The organism is Blautia parvula, assembly GCF_020215665.1.
Classification (GTDB): Bacteria; Bacillota; Clostridia; order Lachnospirales; family Lachnospiraceae; genus Blautia; species Blautia celeris.
Window position 1 is genome coordinate 1,010,421 of sequence record NZ_CP084061.1, and the last position, 24,202, is coordinate 1,034,622.

Annotated in this window: 20 protein-coding genes; 4 read left to right on the forward strand and 16 right to left on the reverse strand. The window is 48.6% G+C overall.

Annotated features, from left to right (window positions below):
* The first annotated feature begins 56 nt into the window (after positions 1-56).
* Positions 57-1,406, forward strand: a complete 1,350-nt coding sequence (locus LC508_RS04840; protein WP_103731637.1) for an MATE family efflux transporter — start codon at positions 57-59, stop codon at positions 1,404-1,406.
* Here the strand turns inward: LC508_RS04840 and LC508_RS04845 are convergent.
* From LC508_RS04845 to LC508_RS04890, 10 genes are all read right to left on the reverse strand, one after another.
* The gene (locus tag LC508_RS04845) at positions 1,395-3,866 is read right to left on the reverse strand and encodes an ABC transporter permease (protein ID WP_103731638.1); all 2,472 of its coding nucleotides are present in this window, start codon (positions 3,864-3,866) and stop codon (positions 1,395-1,397) included. The genes LC508_RS04840 and LC508_RS04845 overlap by 12 nt on opposite strands.
* Positions 3,863-4,537, reverse strand: a complete 675-nt coding sequence (locus LC508_RS04850; RefSeq protein ID WP_103731639.1) for an ABC transporter ATP-binding protein — start codon at positions 4,535-4,537, stop codon at positions 3,863-3,865. Before LC508_RS04850 ends, LC508_RS04845 begins: the two co-directional genes overlap by 4 nt.
* A 137-nt stretch (positions 4,538-4,674) precedes the next feature.
* On the reverse strand, positions 4,675-5,829 hold the full coding sequence (locus LC508_RS04855; protein ID WP_054352705.1) for a sensor histidine kinase: 1,155 nt from the start codon (positions 5,827-5,829) through the stop codon (positions 4,675-4,677).
* Positions 5,802-6,479 (reverse strand): response regulator transcription factor, encoded by a 678-nt coding sequence (locus LC508_RS04860; RefSeq protein WP_033142281.1) that lies wholly within the window; start codon positions 6,477-6,479, stop codon positions 5,802-5,804. Before LC508_RS04860 ends, LC508_RS04855 begins: the two co-directional genes overlap by 28 nt.
* Positions 6,480-6,570: 91 nt before the next feature.
* Positions 6,571-7,422, reverse strand: coding sequence for an AraC family transcriptional regulator (locus LC508_RS04865; protein ID WP_054352706.1), 852 nt, complete (start codon positions 7,420-7,422; stop codon positions 6,571-6,573).
* A 120-nt stretch (positions 7,423-7,542) separates the two neighbouring features.
* Entirely contained in the window at positions 7,543-8,718 is a 1,176-nt protein-coding gene (locus LC508_RS04870) for an ABC transporter permease (protein ID WP_054352707.1), read from the reverse strand.
* A complete protein-coding gene (locus LC508_RS04875; RefSeq protein WP_033142284.1) occupies positions 8,715-10,349 on the reverse strand; it encodes a biotin/lipoyl-binding protein in 1,635 nt (544 codons plus the stop codon). Before LC508_RS04875 ends, LC508_RS04870 begins: the two co-directional genes overlap by 4 nt.
* Positions 10,350-10,363: 14 nt before the next feature.
* Complete coding sequence (locus tag LC508_RS04880) at positions 10,364-11,203, reverse strand: carbohydrate ABC transporter permease (RefSeq protein ID WP_033142285.1); 840 nt, start codon at positions 11,201-11,203, stop codon at positions 10,364-10,366.
* 5 nt (positions 11,204-11,208) lie between these two features.
* Positions 11,209-12,054 carry a carbohydrate ABC transporter permease gene (locus tag LC508_RS04885; RefSeq protein WP_033142286.1) on the reverse strand — a complete coding sequence of 282 codons (846 nt, stop codon included), beginning with the start codon at positions 12,052-12,054 and terminating at the stop codon, positions 11,209-11,211.
* A 6-nt stretch (positions 12,055-12,060) separates the two neighbouring features.
* Positions 12,061-14,421 (reverse strand): extracellular solute-binding protein, encoded by a 2,361-nt coding sequence (locus tag LC508_RS04890; RefSeq protein ID WP_103731641.1) that lies wholly within the window; start codon positions 14,419-14,421, stop codon positions 12,061-12,063.
* 187 nt (positions 14,422-14,608) lie between these two features.
* Between LC508_RS04890 and LC508_RS04895 the strand changes: the two genes are divergently transcribed.
* Together LC508_RS04895 and LC508_RS04900 are read left to right on the forward strand one after the other, a co-directional pair.
* Positions 14,609-15,280 (forward strand): response regulator transcription factor, encoded by a 672-nt coding sequence (locus LC508_RS04895; RefSeq protein ID WP_033142288.1) that lies wholly within the window; start codon positions 14,609-14,611, stop codon positions 15,278-15,280.
* On the forward strand, positions 15,281-16,597 hold the full coding sequence (locus LC508_RS04900) for a sensor histidine kinase (RefSeq protein WP_103731642.1): 1,317 nt from the start codon (positions 15,281-15,283) through the stop codon (positions 16,595-16,597).
* Between the two features lie 162 nt (positions 16,598-16,759).
* Here LC508_RS04900 and LC508_RS04905 read toward each other — a convergent pair whose 3' ends face one another.
* Genes LC508_RS04905 through LC508_RS04915 form a run of 3 tightly spaced genes read right to left on the reverse strand, consistent with a single transcriptional unit; the run spans position 16,760 to position 21,037 of the window.
* Positions 16,760-19,282 carry a peptidoglycan DD-metalloendopeptidase family protein gene (locus LC508_RS04905; RefSeq protein WP_158588602.1) on the reverse strand — a complete coding sequence of 841 codons (2,523 nt, stop codon included), beginning with the start codon at positions 19,280-19,282 and terminating at the stop codon, positions 16,760-16,762.
* A 10-nt stretch (positions 19,283-19,292) separates the two neighbouring features.
* Complete coding sequence (gene dtd, locus LC508_RS04910) at positions 19,293-19,742, reverse strand: D-aminoacyl-tRNA deacylase (protein WP_103733114.1); 450 nt, start codon at positions 19,740-19,742, stop codon at positions 19,293-19,295.
* The gene (locus LC508_RS04915) at positions 19,739-21,037 is read right to left on the reverse strand and encodes an AI-2E family transporter (RefSeq protein WP_033142404.1); all 1,299 of its coding nucleotides are present in this window, start codon (positions 21,035-21,037) and stop codon (positions 19,739-19,741) included. Before LC508_RS04915 ends, dtd begins: the two co-directional genes overlap by 4 nt.
* A 135-nt stretch (positions 21,038-21,172) precedes the next feature.
* On the opposite strand from LC508_RS04915, the gene LC508_RS04920 reads away from it, so the two are divergent.
* The gene (locus tag LC508_RS04920; RefSeq protein WP_033142405.1) at positions 21,173-21,901 is read left to right on the forward strand and encodes a tRNA 2-thiocytidine biosynthesis TtcA family protein; all 729 of its coding nucleotides are present in this window, start codon (positions 21,173-21,175) and stop codon (positions 21,899-21,901) included.
* A gap of 81 nt (positions 21,902-21,982) precedes the next feature.
* Here the strand turns inward: LC508_RS04920 and LC508_RS04925 are convergent, their stop codons facing one another.
* The 3 genes from LC508_RS04925 to lspA form a co-directional block, all read right to left on the reverse strand.
* Entirely contained in the window at positions 21,983-22,618 is a 636-nt protein-coding gene (locus LC508_RS04925) for a cytidylate kinase-like family protein (protein ID WP_033142406.1), read from the reverse strand.
* A 139-nt stretch (positions 22,619-22,757) separates the two neighbouring features.
* On the reverse strand, positions 22,758-23,672 hold the full coding sequence (locus LC508_RS04930) for an RluA family pseudouridine synthase (protein ID WP_033142443.1): 915 nt from the start codon (positions 23,670-23,672) through the stop codon (positions 22,758-22,760).
* Complete coding sequence (gene lspA, locus LC508_RS04935; RefSeq protein ID WP_181014525.1) at positions 23,669-24,190, reverse strand: signal peptidase II; 522 nt, start codon at positions 24,188-24,190, stop codon at positions 23,669-23,671. Before lspA ends, LC508_RS04930 begins: the two co-directional genes overlap by 4 nt.
* Positions 24,191-24,202 lie beyond the last annotated feature (12 nt).

Consider the following 24,202-nt stretch of genomic DNA (forward strand, 5'->3'; position numbering starts at 1 on the left):
ACTGTGTAGTTACTCCATCCTTTATTCTTTTTTTCGTTAAGAAAGGATGGTTAAATATGAAACAGACACCTGTATGGAAACTACTGCTTAAACTGTCACCCCCGGTGATGCTGGCTCTGCTGATCCAGTCCGTCTATAATATTGTGGACAGCTATTTTGTGGCAAAATATTCGGCGGAGGGCCTGACTGCCCTGTCTATTATATTTCCCATTCAGCTTTTGATGACTGCTGTGGCAACCGGAACGGGAACAGGGATCAACATTCTGGTATCGCGTATGGACGGGGCCGAGGCATCAGGGGCCCAGAATGATATGATTAAGAGCGGGTTGTTTCTCGGAATTGTGAATTTTGCCGTTTTTACGGCAGTGGGCCTGCTGGGATTAGATGTTTACTGCCGTTTTTCCTCTGACCAGCCCTTAGTGCGGGCAGGGGGAATGCAGTACGGTACCATTGTTTTTCTTTTTTCCCTGGGCATGTTCGTGGAGGCAAACTGCACGAAAATACTGCAGGCCAGAGGGAATATGGTACTTCCCATGTGCGCGCAGATATTCGGCGCGCTGATCAACATAGTGCTGGACCCCCTTCTGATCTTCGGAAAGTTCGGATTTCCTGTAATGGGAATCCGAGGAGCCGCCATTGCCACAGTGATTGGCCAGTGGAGTGCCATGGCGGTGGTCCTGCTCTCTGTGCTGAGACACTGTCCGCTGAACGGCAGGTTCAGAGCCGGAAGCTGTATACAGATCTATAAAGCGGGAATGCCGGCCATTGTCATGCAGTCTCTCTACACCCTTTATATGGTGGGCCTGAACCTGATACTGAAACAGTTTACAGAGGACGCGGTCACAGTGCTGGGCATCTATTACAAGCTGCAGACCTTCTTCTTCATTCCGCTTATGGGACTGCAGCAGGTAATACTGCCTGTCATGAGCTTTAACTATGGGGCAGGGGATTTCAAGCGCGTGAAGGAGACACTGAAATGCTCCATTGCCGTTTCTGTGACCGTGATGGTCCTGGCCTGCGGCATCTTTTTGGCAGTACCGGCGGAGCTTGTGACAGTCTTTTCCGGAAAAAAAGAGATTCTGGAGATTGGCTGCACAGCGCTTCGCATTATTTCCGTCAGCTTTATTCCCGCGGCTTTTGTGATCATGCTGACAGTCTATTTCCAGGGGGTAAATATGGGAAGAGCCAGCATCAGCGTCACTGTTTTAAGGCAGATCCTTCTTCTGGTCCCCCTGGCATGGGTCTTTCATTTTCAGGGACTTTCCTATGTATGGCTGACTTTTCCCGTCACAGAGATGATCGCCCTTCTGTTCTGTGCCCGTCTGTATGTCAAATACCCGCCGGAACATGTATGGGATAGGAAAGATACATACAACTGCAAGGCAGATGCCGTATCAGGCTTCTGAGAGCCGGATGCGTTCTATCATGCTCTGTTTCCTGAAGTTTTTCATGATGAGATATGTCAGCAGCAGCTGTATGGTCAGGATGACGATGATCAGGACCACTGTCTGCGCAGCGGGATAATGATAACTCAGGATACCGAACATCCGGTTCTTTTTCGCATAGAGAAAGACAAGGTATCCCAGCAGATTTCCGAATCCGAGAGACAGGAGCAGAGTTCCCGCTGTGTAAAAGATTCCTTCTAACTGCAGCATGCGCACCAACTGTTTTTCGGAAAGGCCGATGGCCTGCATGATGCCCAGCTCTCTTCTTCTCACATAGATACTGTTGACCATGGTGTTGATCAGGTTCATGATGCCCACACCGCCCAGAACGATCATGAAGACATAACAGAGCTGGGATAAGAAGCTTGTATTTTTTTCGTTATAAGCCACCTCATCTTCATAGCTTTTCAGTTCCAGAAGCTCGTTTGTTTTTATAAGGGATTTCAGTTCTTTTTCCACACTTTGGAGCCTTTTTTGATCAGCGGCTACGGACCAGTAGTAATCCATTTCAAGTCCTGCCAGTTCATGGATGACAGAGTTTGGAAGCACCAGAAAGGATAAGTGGTTCATGCCGTAGGGCATATCGGCAATGGCCGCGATCTCAAATTCTTTTGGGATCAGATTATTTCCGGAGCGGATCACAACACGGAGGGTATCACCGATTTTGGTGCCGGGTATATAACTCAGCATATTTTCATCAATCAGGATTTTATCTCCCTGCTGCAGTTCCTCATAGGTACAGGATCCCTCTTTGACGGTCTGCTGCATTTTATCGGCATATTCCTCCGGAATACCTATAATGCCGGTCTTCCAGGTCTCATCCCCATCCATCAGGTCGGGAAGCTCAACCTGAAGCAGGCTTGCTTTTGTTATTTTTTCCACACCCGGGATATTCATAACCTGTTTTTCAAAATCTCGGTTCAGAGGGTTGTTCTTACACAGGACGGACCACTCAAGCTCCGGATGCATCTTGTCCCCGGTGCGGCTGTTCACAGATATCTGAAATTCATCAAAGACACTGTCCCTGGCTATCTCCTCCGGGTCCGCGCAGGACAGTACCGTGGAGATGACCATGAAAAGAATGCCTGTGAGGCTCAGGGTGACAATGGTCATAACCGTTCGTTTTTTATTTCTGGATAGATTGGCTCCGGTCAGGCGGAACAGGGTCATTTCCGGGCAGCCTCTGCGGAGCTTTTTCTTTGTTTTCATACTGCCGTCGTAGCGCATGGCCTCCACAGGAGAAATCCTGGCAGCGATCTGCATGGGGCGGATCAGTGCGCATACCACGGTGAGCAGGGAGACGGCTGCTGCCATGACGTATATCCACGGCTTCAAAAGAGTGACTTCATGGTTTTCAATCAGCTCTATGACTACAGGACGCAGCGGGTTTTCGGTGCCATATGCAGATAGGAGAAAACGATACCCGATACTGGCTGCAATACTTCCGGCGATCAGGCCCAGGGGAATGGCAATACAGGAAGTCAGCATTCCCTCCCGAAAGACAATCTGACGAATCTGCCGTTTGGTGGCTCCCAGCGCTTTTAGCTTTCCGAATTCCTGTACCTTGTAGATCATGGTGATATAGTAGAGGCTGTAAATGGTCATGATACCGGCCAGGATAACAATGAGCATAATACCCGCAATGCCCGCGTATAAAGACGGGTCTCTGTAGTTGGCAGAAAGGTAAATAGAGTTATCTGCAATATCTGCCTCGCTAATCCCCATCTCCAGGGCAATCTGCTTATAAATATCTTTGATCTCGTCTGTAGTCATGCTTTCAGCACCCGCTACCCGAAGCATGACTCTGTATCTGCGGACAGACGCCGGCTGTTCCTGCTCCACAAAGTCCCTGGTGACCATGGCGGAATAGATTCCGGAATCATCGCTGTCCTTTTGGGTGGGAAGCAGGCCGGTGATGACAAATTCCTGCTTTTTCTCATATCCGACGCCATCTGCCTCCACGGGCTGATAGGGAAGCTCTATGGTATCCCCTATGCCTGCTGTGATTCCCATTGCTTTTAACAGGCCGTTTGAAACAGCAATTTCATTTCCGTTTTTCGGAAAATTCCCTTCCTCCAGTTTTGTTTTATTGAGCTTCCGGGCTGTGTCATCCATGTACACCATCCATCCGGTTCCATCCGGGACGGGAATCATGGCGGGGTCCTGTCGAAGTCCTGCGGTTTCCACTTCTGCGCGGTGGGAAATCGCCTCCGCGGTATCAGGCTTCACGTTGCGGTACATCACATGAAAGGTGGGATATACCTTGTTGGCAGCCGCCATGTCAATTTCTACAGTTCCAAGGCCAATCGCCGGAATGACAAAGATGAGAAGCGTGGTCAGAAGGATGGCTATGCCTGCCATGATATTTCTTCCCTTATTCAATTTCAGATTGGAGAATGCAGTACGGTTTATTGTGTTCATTGGCTCACCACCTTACCGTCCTCAATGACAAGGATCCTGTCAGCCATCTGGGCGATGGTCTCGTCATGGGTGATCATAACAAGCGTCTGTCCGTATTCATTTACACAGGCTTTTAAAAGGGAAATCACCTCCAGCTCTGTTCTGGAGTCCAGGTTGCCGGTGGGCTCATCTGCCAGTATAATGGCAGGTTTGGAGGCAAGGGCACGGGCAATGGCAACCCTCTGCTGCTGCCCTCCGGAGAGGGTGCTGGGAAGGGATTTCAGCTTGTCTGTGATCCCGATGCGCTCTGTCAGGTTCCTGACAAAGGTCTGGTCAACCTTCTTTTTATCAAGCCCCATGGGAAGAACAATATTTTCCCAGACATTTAGGGAGGGAATCAGATTATAATTCTGAAAAATAAATCCGATCTTTCTTCTTCTGAAGACAGCCAACTCCTCATCTTTCAGTTCAAAAACGTTTTTGCCCTCTATCCGTACCTTTCCGCTGTCCGGGCGGTCCAGAGCGCCCAGCATGTGGAGCAGGGTACTCTTTCCCGAACCGGAGCGTCCCACAATGGCAGTGAACTCTCCGCGCTGTATGTCCATGGTGGTATGGTCTATGGCTTTCACCAGATTTTCCCCGCTGCCGTAATATTTGCATAAGTCTTCTGTTTCCAATAGCATTGTTTTCATAGGGGTTCTCCTTGTCTTATCTGTTATTTTATCTTATTGTCTTTATTGTACCTGTGTATTCTTACAAAAGGATTTCAAGAAGAATAACAGATTTGTAAGAAATGTGAAACGTATTCGCCCATGCAAAAAGCTGCCCTTTAGGACAGCCTGTGACTGGTTTTGGGATATGTGATTTGAAATATACATCCCTTCCTGCCGCTTTTTACACAGATGCTCCCACCCTGTTCTTCCAGAATCTTTCTGGTTAGATACAGCCCCACACCGGAGCCGTCTGTCTCCTGGACAGCAGAGGATCTGCCCCTGTAAAAGCGTTTGAATATCTGGTTTTTCTCCTCTTTCGGGATTCCTATGCCCTGGTCTTCGATTTCAATGAGATAATAACTGACCATGGGTTCCACCCGGATCTCCACTGCGGTATTCGGCGCGGAGTATTTTACGGCGTTGTCAAGTATATTCACCAGTGCCTCCTGGGTCCAGCGGGGGTCCTGCAGGACATTCTCATCCTCAAATTCACTGACGGAAATGGCAATATTTTTCCGGTAAGCTTTCATGTAGACACTGCTGACAGCACCCTGAAGCGTCTTTTTCAGGCTTTCATATACAGGCTCCAGGCGGATCATGTTGGTTTCCAGCCGGGATAATTGTATAAGGGATTTTGTCAGGTTCTCCAGCTTGAACACCTCATTTTTCCCCTGCATGAGGAAAGAATGCTGCTCTTCTTTCGTAAATCTACTGGTATCCGCGATCTCATAGCACATTTTCAGGGAGGCAAGGGGTGTCTTCAGCTGATGGGAAATGTCTGTGACCAGTGTCTTTGTCTCCGCAGCCTCCCGTTCAATCCTGGATTTTAAAAGGCTGTTCTCCTGCGTAAGCTGGACAGCTTTGTCTTCCAGCTCGAAGAGTTTAAGTTCCGTCCGGTTTTGCAGCTTTTTCTGGTGTAAAATAAGAAATGCCAGCAGAAGGACGAAAAAGGAGGCAGCCAGTAACAATACAGGCAGAAAAGAGGCAACCGCAGGGGATATGACCGCGTATCTTCCGCTGTAACCATATGCAGCTTCTGCTGTCTGTCCGGCAGCAAGGGCCTGTTCGCGGTCAATCTCCTCTTTTCCTTCCACTGCGCTGACATAACCGCCTTCTGTAGTGGGTTTTGTGAGAAGAAGTCTTCCCAGAAGTTCCTGGTTTTCCATGTGCACCGTGTCTATCCATCGGACAGCCGTGTATAAAGTGCCGGACAGAAGCAGAACCAGCAGGCCCAGAAACACCATTATTCTTTTGTTACGTCCTTTGTCCATATGTATCCCATCCCTCTTACATTCTGTACAGCGTCTATCTCCAGCTTTGCTTTCAGGCGGCTTATATTGACCGGTACGGTATTGTCATCCACGAACTGGCCGTCAATATCCCATACCGCCTCCGCAATCTGTTCCTTTGAAAAAATCTGCTGGGGATTTTCCAGAAAGAAGATCAAAAGCTGCAGTTCTTTTTTGCTGAGTGACAGAGGCTCTCCGCCTTTCCAGACTTTCATTTCCTTAAGGGATACGCGGATGTCACTGCATTTTAAAGTGGAGGTCTTTTCTGTACCGACCCGTTTCATCAGCGCGTGAACTTTGGATACGAGGACCATCAGACTGAAAGGTTTGGTGATGTAGTCATCCGCCCCCATGTCATAGCCGGTCACTATATCAATCTCCTGGTCAAGCGCGGTCAGGAAGATAATATAAACATTGCTCTTTTCTCTTATTTTCCGGCAGAAATCAAGTCCGCTGCCCTCACTCAGGTTGATGTCACTGATAATCAGGTGGACCTCATTTTTTTCAAACAGGTCTTCCGCCCCGGAAGCGGTGAACGCAGACAGGACGCGAAAACCCTCTTTTTCCAGACGCATGGAAATCCCCCGGTTCAGGTTCCTGTCATCTTCTAGAAGTAATATGGTCTTTTTCAAGGGAGTTCTCCTTTTTCATTTGATAGTCTGATTATAGTGTACTTTCTGCCGGATTGTCAAATGAAAGGCAGCAGCCCGGAAAACAGTATGTTCACGCTTTTTTTACGATCGGTATCCAGACCTCGTACAGGGCGTTCTGCTGGTCCTGGTTTAAGTAGACTTCTATGTCCGGCCTGTCTGCGTATTCATACCCGGAGGTGGGAAGCCATTCTGTGACGATCCGCTGCTCCAGCTCCTGAATGGACAAATGGGTGCCGGAACCGGAGAAAATCGCCCAGGCGGAAGCCGGAACTTTATATTCCTCCAGATTCTCAGCTGTCGGAAGACTGCTGGCAACCGCGATAAAATATTTCCATTTTTCTTGGTCATTGCAGGCACTGACACCTAAGAGGCCCATGGGCTGCCGGTTCATCATGGCTGCCAGTTTCGGTATGGTGCCGTCGGCTGCCGCTTTGCCCCACATCCCGGGAACGATTTCAAAATTTTTTTCCACTTCCCTGTGCATGGGCTGCGAAATGCCTACAATGCGGAAGGCTTCCTTTTCTTCAATCCGATAATTCAACTCTTCCACTCCCTTTATGGTGATCGTAAAGCTGATGGGAGGATAAGATTTCAGGCAGGTGCCCGCTTTTTTGGCTGCGGAGGGTGTGATGCCGTGTACATTTTGAAAGGCACGGTTAAAGGCAGTGGGGGAAGCATAGCCGTATTTCAGGGCAATGTCCATGATTTTCGCATCGCTTCTCTGCAGGTCCGCGGCAGCCAGGGACATGCGTCTGCGGCGTATGTACTCTGAAAGGGGGATTCCTGCCATGTAGGTAAACATTCTCTGAAAGTGATAGGTGGAACAGCAGGCTATTTTCGCTGCCTGCTCATAATCGGTTTCCTCTTTGATATGTTCTTCCAGATAGCTGATGGCTTTATTGAGACGTTCGATCCAATCCATTTGTTATAGGCTCCTTTTTTTCATTATAATTGTCTCTGATTTTAATGTATTTTCTGTTGGGCTTCCTCTCCTTTTGTGCACAAAAAAGAGAGGTAATTTCAGTATAATGGAAAAACAGGTTTAGGACAATGGCGGTTTCTTCCAATGCGGCGGGGACTGGATACCGATATTCGTTTTCAGATATGTAAGCCACAGGCAGAACGGAAAAAACAGCCAGAGAATCCGTTCCTGTATAAGTGCGCTGCTGTTCTGTCCGTGCAGAATACAAAAAGAAAAGGAGAGCAGCAAAAAGAATCCTGTCATCATAAGAAGAGATGAAAGCTTTCTAAGCCGGAGGCTGCGCAGGAAAAAATATCCCGGCAAAACAGAAAAAATACTGAACAATCCGGAGATGAAAGCGGATGTAAAATAAGAAAGCTCCATCCCGCTTTTTTCGGCTTTAAAAAGCAGAGCAATCTCCCTGGCCTTTTGTTCTGCCGTCTCTGTCCAGAAAGCAAAATCGGACCATTGGGAGGGAAGCATATCTCCCGGAATCCGGATGCGGATATCTAAAATCCAGATACATGCCGCTGCACTCAGAATACCGACCAAAAGGGGGAAGAGACCGTCCGCCTTCCTGAATATGCCGGACAGGAGATAGAGCAGGAAAAACGCGGCAGTGATACGAAGCAGTGCCTCCGAAAAAATCCCGTACAGATGCAGAGGAAGCAGAGTACCCTGTATTCCCGTACTGCCTGAAAACCGGCGGACAGCCTCCTGCCTGCTTTCCTTTCCGGTAATGTGAAGTGTAACACGGTTAATGACAGCCTTTGTATCCCTGTCCGCCTGTATGAGGGCAGTGCCGCTGCTGCCGGGGAGAACTCCCAGAATTTCATATGGTCTTCCGTCAATCATCAGGCTCTTCCCCTGTATCTTTGTACTTCCGAAGAGAAGCCCGGACAGTTTTTCATCGATCATGCAGCCGCCGGTATCTGTCACTTCCAGTGTACGGCTGCCCGGCAGAATAAGGCCGGAGCTGCCTGCTGCTGTGATGAGGCCGGCATTGGCCTTTCTGTTCAAATCGGGTGCGGCAACCTGCACATTTTCAGACTCTCCCCAGAGGGTAAAAGACAAATCACCATCTTGGCTGTCACGGGACAGGGAAAGAGCCTGGTTCCCGTCTATCCGGTTTTCTGTCTGTATGACACAGGTGGTTTCATCTGCCTTTATGGTTCCATAGAACAGCGCCTGGGCAAGACATATGAAACAGACGGCTCCCAGCAGAAGCTGTTTCATATGCCCCCTTTTCCCCCTCATTCTTCCTCCGGGCGTATGCGGTCGCCTGCCTTCACGGTCTTTTGGGAGGAGAGAATGATCTGGCTGTCTGCGTCTAATCCATCCGCCTTCAGAGCTGCCATGGTATTATTTTTCTCCAGAACCTCCACATTGATGCGGACAGCAGTGAGCTCATTTCCCAGAATATTTTCCGTTTCCTGTACGGTGAGGACAAAATACTGGTTGTCCTCCATGCGCAGTGCTTCCAGAGGAACTACGCAGGGATAGACAGCCGAGTTCATTTCTGCATAAAGCACAGCGCTTTCATCTGCGTCAAATTCGCCTTTTTCTATATCTGCCGTGATGTCTGTCAGGTCAGGATTTTCTTTATTCTCAGTAATGGATTGGATGGTGAGGCCCTCCGCCGTTTTTTTACCGTCAGCGGATTTTAAAGTGACCGCATCTCCGTCTGTGATGATTTCTGCCTGTTCCTTTGGGATGGATGCCGTATATCTGTATCCGGAAGATAAATCCGCCAGGGTGACGGAACTTCCCTCTCCCGTTGCGCTGCCGGCTTCCACATGGACTTTTCTTACGATTCCCTCTGCGGGGGAAAGAATCTGTCCGCCTGCTTTTTGAAGGGCGGTGTATTTGTCCAGTTCCGTCTGCAGTGTTTTCATCTCCATCTCCGTGGTCTTCGGTGTACTATCGGGTACGGTGGGTTTCCGGGTATCCTCCATCTTTCTCTGGGCATCAGCAAGTCCTTCCTCTCTCAGCCTGAGAGCGTCCTCATAGGCGTTTTCAGCCTGTGTGCAGGCATCAGCAAGCACCTGGCGCTGTTCGCCCGCAGACTGGTTTTCCAGGGCTTCTTGGGACGCCTGCCAGGTTTCCAGGGCTTCATCGGCTGACGTGCAGGCATCTCTTGCAGACTGCACCGCGTTTTCGGCCTCCTCTGCGTCCTTTTCCAGTGCTGCCAGAATCTCCTGGGGCTTTTGCTCCGTTTTTGCCTGCTCTAAGAGCGCTTTTTTCTGGTCTGCGTCTGCCTCCGCCTGTTCCAGGAGCTGATGCTTTTCATCGCTGGCCTGTATAAGCGCCTCTTCCACAGAATCGGGAAGGTTCTCCTGCTCGCCGCTGCTTTGACTGTCAAATTCTTCCAGCCGGTTCTGCGCTTCTGCCAGGGCCTCATAAGCCTGCTGAACTTTGGCATCCAGGCTTTCTTTTGTTCTGCTGTAATCTTCCTCTGCCCTGCTTTGCTCCGTATTCTTATTTTGCTGTTCCAGACGGCTTTTTTCCCTGCTGTCCTTAAGGCTCAGCTTTAATTTCTCCAGTTCCCGGTTTTTTAACAGGATCTTTTCTTCCAGATCCTCCATGTCCACTTCAAAGAGTACGTCCTGTTCAGAGACATGGTCTCCTTCACTGACAAGCACCTTTTTTACGCGGATGCCGGGTACAGTATTGACTGCCTGCTGCTGTTTCTCCTTCACGGTCCCTGTGGCAGTCACTTTGTATTTCAGGGCTGTCTTTTGCGGCGCGGTACATGTGACTCTGGGGGTTATGATGTTGGCTGCTGCCCGCGACAGAACCGTGAGCAAAGCCATGACCACCAGAAATGCGCCCAGAGCCTTCCCGGCTTTTTTCTGAATATCAGGTAATTGTTTTTTGTTATGAATCATGGTGTCTATCCTCTCTACTCTTTGACCGCTGCTGCAACGATCCCCTGTTCCAGATAATCCTGCCCGCACAAAAAAACCATCAGGGCAGGGAGCAGGGTTACCACAGATGCTGCAAAGGAAATTCCCGCGCGCTCCGGACTGATATTGGGCAGATACAGGGAAAGCGGCCAGAGTTTTTTACTTTTTAAGAAGGTCAGGGGCTGTTCGATCAGATTCCAGGATTCCAGAAATCCCAGTACAACGGCAGACACAATGCCTGAGGAACCAAGGGGAATGCCTAAATGCAGAAAAATGTCCCTCTCCCCCGCCCCGTCTATCCTTGCCGCGTCCATGAGCGCCTGCGGAATCCCACAGAAAAAGCGGTACATGATAAACACGGGGAATGTAGAGAAAGCACCCGGAAGAATTACCGCCGGAAGCGTGTCTGTGAGCTGCATTTCGGAGAGGACCAGATAGCTGGAAAGCATGGTGACCTGGAAGGGCATCATCATGAGCAGTATGTATAAAGTAAACAGCAGCTTTTTGAAAGGGAATGCATATCTGGCAAATCCCCAGGCAGCCGGAACTCCGGCCAGTAACTGTCCGGCCAGGATTCCGGCAGTGAGTGCGGCAGAATTCCAGAACATATGAAAAAATTCCGGGGAGTCCAGCAGAAGTTGCACATAATGCCTGAGGGTAGGGGTGAGGGGAAGAAGGCTCCATGACATAGGCTGTTCTCCAAGCGACAGGGCTGCCCCCAGGTGATTTTGTAATTCCCCGGTTCCCATCAGAGAACCGGTAAAAAGAAAGAAAATAGGATAACAGACAGCGGCTCCTAAAAGAAGCAGCAGAAATCCCGCTATTTTTTTGCTCATTTTATTCACTCCTCCAAATCCCAGGAACGCTTAAGCAGAGAGACAAGCCCGAAGATGACAAGAACCATCAGCACAGCCGCTGCTGCCAGCTTATCAAAATCCATTTCCCGGAACCAGTTATTGAACAGATGCTGCAGGAGATACATACTCTCATCAGGATAATCCCCTGCAGCCAGGTATCCCTCCCGGAACACCTTGAAAGAATTCAAAAATGACAGAACTGTGATGGTATAGAGGACCGGCTTCAGGCTGGGAAGGGTGATTTTAAAGAAGCAGGTCCACTCTCCTGCCCCGTCAACCCTGGCAGCCTCATACAGATTGTATGGAATACCGGACAGTCCTGCCATCCACAGCACGATATCATACCCCAGGTTCTTCCAGATATAACTGAACACCAGCACCCAGAAAGCATATCCGGAATTCATCCAGTCCACTGCCTCATGGCCTGTACTGACAGCCAGAAGGCTGAGAAACCCGTCTTCGTGAAAGGTCACTCTCCAGAGCAGGACCACAGATGCCACCGGAACAGCCATGGGAAGCAGAAATGCTGATTTTAAAAGGCTGCCCAGTCTTTTCAGCCGCTGCAGAAATACACTGATAAAGAGTGACATGCAGATAAGAAGCGGAATGCAGATACCGGTGAAGCGCAGGGTATTTTTGACTGCCAGCCGAAAGGCCGGAGTCCGGAACAAGATACGGTAATTGTCCAGACCCGTCCATGTCCTTGTGACCGCATTCTGGAAGGAACGGAGTGTTACATCCAGAAAAGGGATGAGGACAAAGATACAGACTCCGGCAAGGCTGGGCAGTAGGAACAAAATTCCTGTTAAGGCATGTTTTCTTCTACCCATAGGATATCACTCCGCCAGGTAGAGATTGATCTTTTTTAGAATGGCATCCACAGTATCGGAAACGGACACCTCCCCGGAAAGGCATTTTACCCCTTCTGCCATGACGGTTCTGTTTATGATCTCATCTGTGACTGCAGGCGTTTTCAGTGTTTTTATCATTTCCTTGAGTGCGTCGTAATCCTCCTGGGCAGGCGGGATCATTTCCAGATCAAGTACACTACCATCCACATCACTTTCCATATGTGTCATCCCCAGAGGGAAATTGGAGGGAAGTGTAAGCCTGCCATCAAAAGCCGTCCGGCTCACCGGCCAGGAAGCCGCAGCAGAACTGTACTGCCCCTCTGTCAGAAGAAAGCTTACAAATTCTCTGGCAGTCTCTTCGCTGCCGGTCTTGGAACTGATCCCAACAGGTGACAACGGAATAAATACGTTTTCCGACTGACCCGGCGTGCTTTTATATCCGCCGCTTCCGAAATATTTTGCCATGGAGAGGATATGAGAAAGCCCCTCTGCACTCATGAGGTTGCCTATGGTCATATGGGAATCCGTATACCCCATCTCAATGGTATTGAGCTGTGCGCTTGTCATAAAGGGAGACAGTTCAAATGGCTGGGATTCTGTGTCGGAGTATTCCATACTGTCCGGCGCATTCTGGGCGTCTGCTATCTTTTTTGCGTTTTCAAAAAACGCTGTCAGTCTTTCTTCATCCAGCGTTCCGTCCTCTGCCATCCAGGATGGGGAAGAAGAAGGAATCAGAGTCAGTAAAAGTGTGGAATTCGTCATACTTCCCAGAACATGGCTGACCTCCGGACGGTTTTCCCTGTTCGCTTCCGCTGCCTCTGCCAGCTCTTCCAGACTGCCGATCCGGTCCAGCACGGACTGTTCACCTACGAGGACCGGTATGGAAAAACCGGTGGGCACTGCGCGGAGTGCGCCGTCTTTTTTGTAAGCGTTTACAATATTGTCAAAGAATTTTTCCTTCTGATCTGCTTTTTCCACCAGATCCCCAATATCCATGAGCAGCCCTTTTTCTATGTAGGAAGAAATGGGCAGGCCGTCCAGGATCAGCACATCCGGTCCCTCGCCGGCCATGATATTCGTATTCAGTGTCTTCAGCGCGTCGGATCTGGTCACAGCATCCTTTCCTGTCATGCCGGTTTCATACTCCACCATCACATCAGAGTGCCGGCCCTGAAAGGCTGTGATGGACTGGCGGATATTCGGGCTGTCATACAGTGAATACACGGTGATGGTATGCTCCGGCTGAAGAGATGCCTCGGTATCGAACATATAGCGGAACAGGCGTCCCTGCTCATCCATATAATAGGGGATGAAAATGGTTCCGTCCGTCAGGGCAGCGGATATGTCGGCAGAAAACGAATTGCTGTTCATCTGTCCCATGGAGCCATTGAAAATTTTCTCTATGGCAGTTCCGTCTGTTTTGTAGCGGTAAATACCGGACTGGCTGACAAAATACAGGGATTTGCCGTCAGCACCCGGCAGTATGGAGAAATCCATGGATCCTTCCTGCAGGAAACTGCTGAGGGCCTCCTGCTCTCCCTCGGGTTCCTGTGTCTGCAGATCGTATGATATGACTTTTATATTTTCATATTTGAGAGAGCCATCATCCAGAACACGGATATCACTGGAAAATTCAAAAAGCCTGTCGCCCACACAGGCGTACATGGCCATCCCCTGGATTTCCTGTCCCTCTGCTGTCTCCTGGCCATAAGTGTGTTTCAGCGAAAAGGTTTCACCGTCCAGTTGATAAACATTTGTGTCATCCATACACAGAACATCACCGGAATCTGTAAAAACGGCATTTCTCACTATATTGACACTGCCTGAGTCTTCAATGGACGTCTGGGGAAGTTCCGGGTCAACTGTGCGTACGCTTCCGTCCGCTGTCACCATCTTATACCGGCGCTGCTCACTTCCCATACCGTAAAAGATATCACCTTTGCCGGAGATAGCAAAAAATGCGGAGCTATCTTGGGATGCCAGATCATCCCTCAGTTCCTGAGGCGTTTCCGCCCAGGAGACCCAGCTTTCCCCCTTGTCGTCAGAGTCAAAGATCCCGTTGGCAGAAGCTATTCTCAAACTGCCGTCTTCCAGCCCCTTCATTGCCAGAAGCAGGTCATCGAGAAAAGGCGCGTCTGCGCCGTTTGAATCTGCAGGTTTTAAAATATCTGTGTCGTGGAGCTTTATTTCCTGTTCCGTATATCTGCCTTTTGCGGCGCTTTGGCTGCCTGTATCCTTCTCCTTCTCTTTCTCATCCTGCGCTTTCCCGCATGAGGCAAGCGTAAATACGAGGCAGAGGGAAAGCACGGCAAGAATCCGTTGTGTCCATCTCTTTTTTTGGTTCATTTCATCTATCCTTTCTCTCAATACTCCCTTGTAAGACCGGTCTTTTTACATGAATCAGTATAGCATAGCAAACCTCTACGTTACATCTATTCAATCTCTAATTTACCTCTAAATTACTGGAAATAGTGTCGAATGTTCCTATAAAATGTTATACTGACCAGAGCAGATATGAAAGGGGATATATATTATGCGGATTCTGATCATTGAGGACGATATACAGCTGTGCCAGACACTGGCCTATCGGCTGAAAAAAGAAGGAATTCATGCGGATCACTGCCATGACGGCGCAGAAGGACTGATGGCTGCAAGAGAAAATGCCCATGATCTTATATTACTGGACCGTATGCTGCCGTCTCTCTCCGGAACGGAAGTGCTCAGCCTCCTTAGAAAAGAGGGAAACAGCACGCCGGTGATACTGGTCACAGCTCTTGGGGAAGTGAAGGAGCGTGTGCAGGGGCTGGACTGCGGTGCAGACGATTATCTGGTCAAACCGATTGCGTTTGAGGAGCTGATGGCCCGGATACGGAGCATTGGACGAAGGCCGAGGAAGATGGACAGTGGAATGGAGCTGCATTATCTGGATTTATCTTTTGATATCCGCTCAAAGGTTCTCTCCTGCGGGGAAAATACCTGCAGGCTGTCGCGCACAGAAGGGGATTTGATGGAAGTTTTTCTGAAAAATCCCGGGCAGGTGCTGGCAAGAAAGAATATTGTCACAAAGGTATGGGGAATTGACACGGAAATTGAGGACGGCAATCTTGACAATTTTATTCATTTCCTGAGAAGAAGGCTGAAATCTGTGGGAAGCAGCCTGTCCATCCGGACCATTCGCGGCGTGGGCTACAGTCTGGAGGAATAGATGTATAAAAAACTCCGAAGAAAAATGACCCTGTTCTGTACAGCGGTCACCGGGATCATTCTTCTGGCTATGACATTTGCCGGGCTTCTGGCTTTTAAAAACCTGCTTGAGGCCAATGACGCGGCAGTGCATGACAAGGATATCAATTCTGTGCTGACTTATCTGGAAAACGGGGGCATGATCGATTATGAAAAGATCAGTGCAGTGGCAGACCCGCGTTTCTACACAATAGTTCTGTATGAAAACGGTGTGAGCTATACTTACAGTCCAGAAAAAGAAAAACAGAAGCTGATGGAAAAGGTGATTCAGAGGGCAGAGAATGCCTACGGATTTGACGTGTATGATCCGCCTGCAGGCAGAGGAAAAGAAAAACCCCTGGAATTTTCCATGAAAATAAATCATACAGAACATATGATAACGTTTGCGACAGTACCCTACCGGCACGGTACTTTCTGTGTCGCGGTCTCCTATGCAAGAGAGACACTGAATCATCAGATTTGGTACCTGTACCTTGTTTTTGCCGTCATAGATCTGACGGCCCTGGTACTTCTGCTTCTCTTTTCCTGGTTTTACACAGGCCGTATGCTGTCTCCTATTGAAAATAACAGAACAAAGCAGATGCAGTTTGTGGCATCTGCCTCCCATGAACTCCGTTCCCCGCTGGCTGTGATGCTGTCCAGCGCAGACGCCATGGCTGTGGCTGATGAGGAGGACAGACCCGGGTTTCACGAAATGATAAAGGCAGAGGGACAGAGAATGTCCCGGCTGGTGAATGATATGCTTTCTCTTGCAAGTGCGGACAATCAGTCCTGGTCCATGCATTTTGAAAAGGTTTCTCTGGATACCCTGTTCTCAGAAGTATATGGGAGGTATCATATGCTGGCAAAGAAAAAGGGTCTTAAGCTTCACATCAGCCTTCCGGAATGTGAGGAGAATCCAATAGTCCTCTGTGACGGGCAGCGTCTGGAGCAGGTACTGGACATACTGCTGGACAATGCTGTCAGTTATACACCGCAAGGCGGAACGATTTTGCTGGGATATGAAAAGGATGGGACAAAGTGGAAGTTCTTTGTGGCGGACAGCGGCCCCGGAATCCCGGACAAATGGAAGGAACGGATTTTTGACCGTTTCTTCAGAGGGGATGCCTCAAGAAAAGAGAAAAAGCATTTTGGCCTTGGCCTCAGTATTGCAGGGGAGATTGTCAGGCTTCATAAAGGAAAAATCTGGGTGGAGGACAGAAAAGGAGGAGGGAGTGTTTTTTATTTTACGGTTCCGGGATACAGAAATGGTTCAGAAAAAGCAAATGGTTTACTATAAATATATTATGTAAACTATATTGTGCTTATATAGGTAAGCGTCACGGCAGCGAGTATTTGATGATTAAAAAAACACACTGGAGAATTGTCACGGAAATCTCCAATGTGTTTTTTGTTTATATGAATAGAGATATGTCAGAGCATATTTTCTATTCTTTCTGTCTTACATGCCGTTTGGTCTGTGGATATAATCCCATGGATTTTTGTAAACACCGTTTACGCTTACGCCAAAGTGCAGATGATATCCTGTGGCAGCCCCTGTCATGCCCACATAGCCGATGAGCTGGCTTGCCTTGACTGTCTGTCCTTTTTTGACAACCGGATTGGAGATCATATGCATATAGATGGTGTGAAGGCCGTTTCCGTGGTCAATCTCCACGTAATTGCCTTCTCCGCCCCAGCCGTACCCTGCGTTGACCACTGTGCCTCCGGCAGCGGCAAGAATCCTGGAGTTGGCAGGTGCAGCCAGATCCACGCCCTTGTGATTGGTGGAACCAATTCCGCCCGGGCTGTCACGGTTCCCGAATTCACTGGATACATAAGTGATACTCGGACAGGGGAAGCACCACTCCCCGTTGCCATATTCCACTTCTGTGCGGACACCGTTTTCATCCAGGTAGTAGCCGTCCATGTAGGTATTCACAGCCATGGCACCGTTTGATTTGAAATAGTAGTAATTATCACCGATTTTCTGCCAGCCGGTCTGCATGACACCGTTTTTATTCAGATAATATTTGCTGCCTCCGACCGTAACAGAGCCGGTCTGCATGACACCGCTATTGTTAAAATAGTACCACTTTCCTCCTATTTGCTGCCAGCCGGTAAGTGTGATTCCGCTGCTGCTGAGATAATACTTCTTTCCTTTGATCGTCACCCATCCTGAGGACATGGCGCCGCTTGTGGGATTAAAGTAATAGGAGCAGCCTCCGATCTTCTGCCACCCTGTAAGCATGGCACCGCTGCCGTTCATATAGTACCAGGTATTCCCTAATCTGAGCCATCCGGTCTGCATGGCACCGCTGCCGTTAGAATAATACCAAGTTTTTCCCACTTTGTACCATCCGGTCTGCATGGCACCGCCTGAGGGATTCAGATAATACCAGGTGCCGCCCAGATTCAGCCAGCCAGTAGCCATGGCACCACTGCCGTTCAAATAATACCAGGTACCGCCCAGATTCAGCCATCCGGTCAGCATGGCACCGCTGCCGTTAGAATAATACCAGGTTTTTCCCACTTTGTACCATCCGGTCTGCATGGCACCACCTGAGGGATTCAGGTAATACCAGGTGCCGCCCAGATTCAGCCAGCCAGTAGCCATGGCACCACTGCCGTTCAAATAATACCAGGTACCGCCCAGATTCAGCCATCCGGTCAGCATGGCACCGCTGCCGTTAGAGTAATACCAGGTTTTACCTATCTTGTACCATCCGGTCTGCATGGCACCGCCTGAGGGATTCAGGTAATACCAGGTGCCGCCCAGATTCAGCCAGCCGGTCTGCATAGCACCACTGCCGTTCAAATAATACCAGGTACCGCCCAGATTCAGCCATCCGGTCTGCATGGCACCGCTTCCATTGGAGTAATACCATGTTTTACCTACCTTGTACCAGCCTGTTTTCATAACTCCGTCTGAGGGGTTGAGATAATACCAGGTACCATTCAGATTCAGCCATCCGAGAGCTGCCGCACCATTTCCCTGCAGATAATACCAGCGATTATTGATATACCGCCATCCGCCGGCTTCCATGGCACCGCTGCCGTTTAGATAATACAGACCTCCGCCTATTTTCTGCCATCCGGTGAGCATCACGCCTTTTTTGTTGAGATAATACCAGGTGCCGTTCAAATTCAGCCAGTTATTAATATGCAGAGAGCCATTTGGATATATGTAATACCATTGCTTGTTGTATTTTGTCCAGCCATTGCCGGTCAGCATGGCACCGTTTGATTTTAAAAGATATTTCTTTCCGTCTGCACTTAACAGGCCTGTCTTCATCTTTCCGTCTGTGCCCAGATAATACCAGGCACCGTTTAAATTCAGCCAGCCTTTGTTGTAAAGGGTTTGATTTTTGTTTACATAGTAATATGTCTTCCCACTTTTCAGCCATCCGGTTTTTGTATACAGACTGCCGTCGTCTGTTATATAATACAGCTTGCCGGAAAGTTTCAGGATAGTCTTTTGGTACATCAGGCCATCTTCCTGAAAGTAATATTTCTTTTTCTCTATGGTCTGCCAGCCTGTAGTTTTCAGACCCTGTTCATCCAGGTAATATGTGCCCTCTTCTAATGTAAGCCATCCGGTTGCAAGAGTACCGTCTTCCCTGTAGTAGTGAGTGCCATCCTCCTCCTCTATCCAGCCTGTTTTCACAGGAACAGCCTGATTGTTCTCATCCGTGGGGACTTCAGGTGTTGGTTCGTCAGAAGGGGAATCCGCATCCTCCTTTTTTTCATCCGGGTCCTCCGCGGCATCACTGTCCGGATTGGGATCTGGCGGCTGTTCTTCATCTTTTATGATATCTTGTTCTGCACCGGGTTCGGGGACATTTTGGGAGGCTTCCTTTTCGCCGGTCTCGGCGTTTATGATATTCTCTTCCTGGGCTGCATAAATATTCTGCTGGCTCACCATCAAAGAAGCACTCAGTATCGCTCCGCACACCGCTGTCTTGATCAGTTTCTTATTCCTCATATTCTCCCCCTTACGCAAATGTACTTTCATCCAATATAATGGTAAAAGGTCCCTCGTTTACAAGCGATACCTGCATCAGGGCACCGAATCTGCCGGTTCTGACTACAGGGACTTGTTCTCTTGTCTTCTCGATGATATATTCATAAAGCGCTTCCGCCATCTGAGGTTCTCCTGCGCCAAAGAAGCTGGGCCGGTTGCCTTTTCTGCAGTTGGCGTACAGTGTGAACTGGGATATCAGAAGCACCTCCCCGCCCACATCGGCCAGAGACAGGTTTGTCTTTCCTTCTGCATCCGTAAAGATCCGGAGATTGACCATTTTCTTAATGTACTGGTCTGCAGTCTCTTTTGTGTCCTCCCTGCCGATTCCCACAAAAACAAGAAATCCGCGGTTGATCCTGCCTATGCACTCCCCTTCCACATGGACAGACGCCTCACTGACTTTTTGAATTACAAATTTCATTTACGCAAAAAACTCCTTTTTTTCTTTTCTTTCTCGTCTTTCTCTTCCTCAGGAACCATTTTTACCGGCTCCAGGGTTTCCGGATTGATAAAATCCACATTCTGATACCTATTCTCCTCTGTAGGCAGATCCTTCTTTTTCAGCCAGGAATTGCGCAGGTATTTAAGGCCTGCCACAATAACAGCCCACACCGGCACACCGATGATCATGCCCGGAATGCCAAGCAGTCCGCCGAACAGCAGAATAGCCACAATGACCATAAAACTGGAAAGGCCTGTGGAGCCGCCCAGAATCTTTGGGCCAAGAATATTACCGTCAAACTGCTGTAGCAGCAGGATGGTGATCAGGAAGTACAAACACTGCATGGGATTGACCAGCAGTATGATAAAGGCACTGGGTATGGCGCCCAGGTACGGTCCGAAGAACGGGATCACATTGGTCACACCAACGATCACACTGACCAGGATCGCATAGGGGGTTCCGATGATGGAGGTAAGGATATAACACAGAACACCGATAATGGCAGAGTCTACGATCTTACCGTTGACAAAACCGCCGAAGGTCCTGTTCACAAAACGGCAGCCTTTGATGATGTCATTGGCTCTCTCCGCATCAAACGCAGCGTAGATGAACATTTTTCCCTGTGTGAGAAATCCTTCTTTGTCAGCCATCAGATAGACGGAAATAATGGCACCGATCAAAAAGTTCTTGATAAAGACCAGCGCGCCGAACACACCTGTGGTAAACTGCTGCAGAACCTCTTTCACCTGGGGAAGAAGCTGGACATTCATCCAGGTCTCCACCTTAGAGGAATAGCTGTTGAAGAAATCAATGGCTGTGGAACGCAGCTCCGGATTGTTCTTCAGAATGGAATTCAGCCAGTTTCCCACATTCTGCACGTATCTGGGCATGTCATTGATGATGCTGATGATACTTTCCACAATAGACGGCACAATCATGGCCATCAGGGAATAGATGATCAGCAGCGCAAACAGCAGCGCAAAAAAGACAGAGATATAGCGGACTGCTTTTTTCTTCTTTTTATTGATATCCATCTTCTTTCTCTTCATAAGAGGAAAGAAGATCTTCCGTTCCTGAAAATTCACAACCGGTGTCAGCAGATAGGCGATGACCACTCCGAAGATTACCGGCATCATGACACTGCTCAGAATACGAAATCCCCGTATGAGCACGTCCATATGAAAAATCCCAAAATAAAAGAGCATACTGGCACAAATAACTGCAAATGCTGTAACGCCCCAATACAAATATTTTTTATCCCAACGAAACTTCATGTTAAGCCTCCGATTATGCATAAACTGGAATCATTATAACATGAAATTTATTATTTGTGTCATAATTCTGTAAAAAAGTTATTTATTTTTTTAAATTTCTATGATATATTCAATTATGCTACGGAGGATAATGATATGAAATTACAGAAATTACTGAGTCTCACCAGAAAAGCGGTGGATGAGTTCTCCCTCATAGAGGACGGGGATAAGATCGCTGTGGGTGTATCAGGAGGAAAAGACAGCCTGACCATGCTCTATGCACTCCACGGGCTGATGCGCTTCTACCCCCATCCCTTTTCCATAGAAGTGATCACTGTGGACCTGGGGCATCCCGGGTTCCATGTGGAGAAAATAAAAGAACTGTGTGATTCCCTGGGGCTGCCGTTCACGGTGGTGAAGACAGACATCGCGCAGATCATCTTTGATGAGCGGAAAGAGAGCAATCCCTGTTCCCTCTGCGCAAAGATGCGGAAAGGAGCCCTCAACGAGGAGGCGAAGAAACTGGGCTGCAATAAGGTGGCGTATGCCCATCATAAGGATGATGTGGTGGAAACCATGCTCCTCTCCCTGATTTTTGAGGGAAGGTTCCACACTTTCTCGCCCAAAACCTATCTGGACCGCATGGATTTGACGGTGATCCGTCCGCTGCTCTATGTGGAGGAGGCAGACGTCATTGGATTTAAAAATAAATATGACCTGCCGGTGGAGAAAAGTCCCTGCCCGGTAGACGGATATACCAAAAGGCAGTATGCCAAGGAACTGCTCCGGGACCTTACAAAAGAACATCCGGGGACAAAAGAGCGCATGTTTACCGCCATTTTAAACAGCAATATAAACGGATGGGATAAAAGAATACCGAAATAAACACAGAAAATAAGGAGCTGTGCAGAATTTATGTTCTGCACAGCTCCTTCTAGATAGTATCGGCAGAAATCGGAATCTGCCTTATTTCGCTCTTCTGCCTTCTTTGATCTCAATGGCTCTCTTGATCATTTCCACACAGCCATCAATGCCCAGTACGCCGCTGTTCAGGCATAAGTCATAACTGGTGGCATCTCCCCATTTTTTGCTGGTGTAGTAATTATAGTAGCTGGCTCTTCTCTTGTCTGTCTTCTGGATTCTGTCTTTTGCAGCGGAATCTGTCAGTTCATGCTTTCTTGCGATCCTCTTGATCCGTTTATCCAGATCAGCATGTATAAATACGCTGATCGCACCTTCATAATCGGAAAGCGCATAATCCGCGCAGCGGCCCACAATCACGCAGGGCGCTTCGGAAGCCAGCTTTTTGATGGTGTCAAACTGTGCCAGGAATACCTTGTGGTTGATGGGCATATCGGTAAATGCCGCAGAGGAATAGCCAAAGGAATATGTATCCATGACCAGGGAATACAAAAAACTGTTGGTTGGTTTTTCATCGTTGTTCTCGAATAACTCCTGACATAATCCGCTGTCCTTGGCTGCCCTGTCAAGAAGCTCCTTATCATAACATTTGATGCCCAGTTCTTCAGCCAGACGCAGGCCCACTTCTTTACCGCCGCTTCCGTATTGTCTTCCAATTGTAATTACCGTATTTGCTGCCATAATCAAACACTCCTCTCTATTCGATAATCCCCTCTCTCTGACATTGTTGTAGCAATGCATCAGACAAATGTGGAATTATTATCTTACTATAACTATTATAATCTATTTTATCCAATCTGTATATAAAATTTATATTATTTTATCGGAATTTTATGAGAAGTTTTTCAAAATATTCCGGCAGAGGTGCTGTAAACTCCAGGTACTCTTTCGTGGCCGGATGGATAAAGCCTAAAACCATAGCGTGCAGTGTCTGGCCTTCCAGTCCGGATACCGGACATTTTCTGGGGCCATACACCAAATCTCCTAAAAGGGGATGCCCGATGCTGCTCATATGCACACGGATCTGGTGGGTACGCCCTGTTTCCAGGCGGCATTCGATATACGTGTAGTTTCCGAAACGCTCCAGCACCCTGTAATGGGTGACAGCCGGTTTGCCGTTTTTCTGGTTGACTGCCATTTTTTTGCGCTCCGTGGGATGACGGCCGATGGGGCCCTCTACAGTACCCTCATCTTCTGTCAGGTTTCCGTGTACGATCGCCCGGTACCGCCGTGTGATGCTGTGGTCTTTTAACTGCTGTGCCAGATCTCTGTGTGCCAGGTCTGTCTTGCACACAAGAAGGGCGCCGGTAGTGTCCTTGTCAATGCGGTGTACAATGCCGGGACGGAGCACGCCGTTGATACCGGATAAATTACCTCTGCAGTGATACAGGAGGGCATTCACCAATGTGCCGCTGTAATGGCCCGCACTTGGGTGCACCACCATTCCCTTTGGCTTATCCACCACAAGCAGATGCTCGTCTTCATATAAAACGGACAGGGGAATATCTTCCGGCAGAATATCCGGTTCTCTGTTGTCCGGGATAAAGACACAAATCTCGTCATCCTCAGCCAGTTGGTAGCTGGACTTTACCGGTTTATCTCCCACTGTGACATTTCCGTCTTTTAACTGCTTCTGAAGGAAGGAACGGGAGTAGCCGTCAAGTTCCAGGGCCAGATATTTGTCAATACGCTCCCCTGCCTGTGAGGGGTCAGCCAAAAGGCAGATTCTTTTCATTTTACATTCCCTTTCCATGATAAAAACGCAAAATCTTCCTCCTTGTAGAGGAACAAAAAGGAGATCAAAAATAACGCCATGGAGACTACCACATAGATATCCGCCACATTAAAGACAGGAAAATTAATGGGGGAAAAGTAAATAAAATCCACAACATAATTCAGCCGGACACGGTCAAGGAAGTTTCCGATTGCCCCGGCGGAGATGACAAAGCAGATTATCCGCAATAGCAGATACTTTCTTTTTACAGGCATACGCCAGAGGACATAGAGCACAGCGCACAGTATGACAACGGTTATAATGCCAAAGAAAATAAACTGGTTCTGGAAAAGGCCAAAAGCAGCGCCCCTGTTTTCCAGATAATGCAGATAGAGCACATTGGGGATCAGGGGAATATCCGTCTGGTCCTTCAGATGCCGGACAGCCAGGTATTTTGTCCACTGGTCCAGTCCGGTCAAAAGAGTTACGCTGATGAGAAACTGCACCAGCACAGTTATTTTTTTTGTTTTCTGATTCATGTTCATCTCCCT

Excerpts from the sequence above, each read along its gene's own strand:
- LC508_RS04850 (WP_103731639.1), bottom strand. The coding sequence starts at position 4,537 with ATGAAAACAATGCTATTGGAAACAGAAGACTTATGCAAATATTACGGC.
- LC508_RS04880 (WP_033142285.1), bottom strand. The coding sequence starts at position 11,203 with ATGAGCAAAAAAATAGCGGGATTTCTGCTGCTTCTTTTAGGAGCCGCT.
- LC508_RS04925 (WP_033142406.1), bottom strand. The coding sequence starts at position 22,618 with ATGGCAGCAAATACGGTAATTACAATTGGAAGACAATACGGAAGCGGC.
- LC508_RS04885 (WP_033142286.1), bottom strand. The coding sequence starts at position 12,054 with ATGGGTAGAAGAAAACATGCCTTAACAGGAATTTTGTTCCTACTGCCC.
- LC508_RS04855 (WP_054352705.1), bottom strand. The coding sequence starts at position 5,829 with ATGGACAAAGGACGTAACAAAAGAATAATGGTGTTTCTGGGCCTGCTG.
- LC508_RS04900 (WP_103731642.1), top strand. The coding sequence starts at position 15,281 with ATGTATAAAAAACTCCGAAGAAAAATGACCCTGTTCTGTACAGCGGTC.
- dtd (WP_103733114.1), bottom strand. The coding sequence starts at position 19,742 with ATGAAATTTGTAATTCAAAAAGTCAGTGAGGCGTCTGTCCATGTGGAA.
- LC508_RS04845 (WP_103731638.1), bottom strand. The coding sequence starts at position 3,866 with ATGAACACAATAAACCGTACTGCATTCTCCAATCTGAAATTGAATAAG.
- LC508_RS04890 (WP_103731641.1), bottom strand. The coding sequence starts at position 14,421 with ATGAACCAAAAAAAGAGATGGACACAACGGATTCTTGCCGTGCTTTCC.
- LC508_RS04865 (WP_054352706.1), bottom strand. The coding sequence starts at position 7,422 with ATGGATTGGATCGAACGTCTCAATAAAGCCATCAGCTATCTGGAAGAA.
- LC508_RS04895 (WP_033142288.1), top strand. The coding sequence starts at position 14,609 with ATGCGGATTCTGATCATTGAGGACGATATACAGCTGTGCCAGACACTG.
- LC508_RS04840 (WP_103731637.1), top strand. The coding sequence starts at position 57 with ATGAAACAGACACCTGTATGGAAACTACTGCTTAAACTGTCACCCCCG.
- LC508_RS04920 (WP_033142405.1), top strand. The coding sequence starts at position 21,173 with ATGAAATTACAGAAATTACTGAGTCTCACCAGAAAAGCGGTGGATGAG.
- LC508_RS04905 (WP_158588602.1), bottom strand. The coding sequence starts at position 19,282 with ATGAGGAATAAGAAACTGATCAAGACAGCGGTGTGCGGAGCGATACTG.
- LC508_RS04915 (WP_033142404.1), bottom strand. The coding sequence starts at position 21,037 with ATGAAGTTTCGTTGGGATAAAAAATATTTGTATTGGGGCGTTACAGCA.
- lspA (WP_181014525.1), bottom strand. The coding sequence starts at position 24,190 with ATGAATCAGAAAACAAAAAAAATAACTGTGCTGGTGCAGTTTCTCATC.
- LC508_RS04930 (WP_033142443.1), bottom strand. The coding sequence starts at position 23,672 with ATGAAAAGAATCTGCCTTTTGGCTGACCCCTCACAGGCAGGGGAGCGT.
- LC508_RS04875 (WP_033142284.1), bottom strand. The coding sequence starts at position 10,349 with ATGATTCATAACAAAAAACAATTACCTGATATTCAGAAAAAAGCCGGG.
- LC508_RS04870 (WP_054352707.1), bottom strand. The coding sequence starts at position 8,718 with ATGAGGGGGAAAAGGGGGCATATGAAACAGCTTCTGCTGGGAGCCGTC.